This window comes from Allobosea rubneri (genome assembly GCF_032464875.1).
Classification (GTDB): Bacteria; Pseudomonadota; Alphaproteobacteria; order Rhizobiales; family Beijerinckiaceae; genus Allobosea; species Allobosea rubneri.
This window is the reverse complement of the sequence record NZ_JAWDID010000146.1, coordinates 1-618: the sequence shown is the minus strand read 5'-3', so window position 1 is coordinate 618 and position 618 is coordinate 1. Positions and strand designations below refer to the sequence as shown.

The following is a 618-nucleotide window of genomic DNA, read 5'->3' as shown; positions in this document are numbered from 1 at the left end:
ATGTACGGATGCGTCTTGCGGTGTGTGCCGACGATTCCCTCGGGACCGATGAGAACTGCGCTGTTGTAGAACAATCCGCTGGTCGCATCGACTTCGGGCATACCCACGACGATGTAGCAGTTACGACGGGACGCGATCTCGGCGAACGTCTCGGTGGTGGGGCCGGGGATCTGCTCGACGACGGTTGCCGCTTCCTCGGTGTCGTGGAAGCAGTAGCCGGTGGTTGCCATCTCGGGTGTCGTGATCAGGCGCGCTCCGTCCGACGCCGCCTTCTCCACGAGATCGCTCAGAGCGGCGACGTTCGATTCCTTCGCGAACAGCGTGGGCTCGAATTGTACGGCTGCTGCAGTGAATATCATGACGCCACAATCCTTTCGGCGATGAGGGTATCGTTCGATTTCGGTGGTTCGTAGAACTGTCCGCGGGTTGCCATCGTGAGCGGAACGTAGAGAAGAGGACCGAGAAGCATGGCGATGAACGACGCGTAATACGACGGGTAGAGTCCGAACACGCCGAGCCCGCCCACCGCGACGCCCGCTGCCATGGCGACGATGCCGCAGGGGTTCCAATTGCGCACTCGCCCTTCGCGGAACTCGATGTTGTCGCGGGGTGCCAGGC

At 61.8% G+C, this 618-nt stretch carries 2 protein-coding genes; both read right to left on the bottom strand.

Going from position 1 to position 618, the window contains the following annotated elements; translation table 11 throughout:
• The coding region (locus tag RKE40_RS29685; protein ID WP_316021744.1) for a nitrilase-related carbon-nitrogen hydrolase at positions 1-359 on the bottom strand (359 nt) is incomplete at its 3' end.
• Positions 356-618: hypothetical protein (locus RKE40_RS29680; RefSeq protein ID WP_316021743.1), on the bottom strand; the 263-nt coding region annotated here is incomplete at its 5' end. The genes RKE40_RS29680 and RKE40_RS29685, both read right to left, overlap by 4 nt.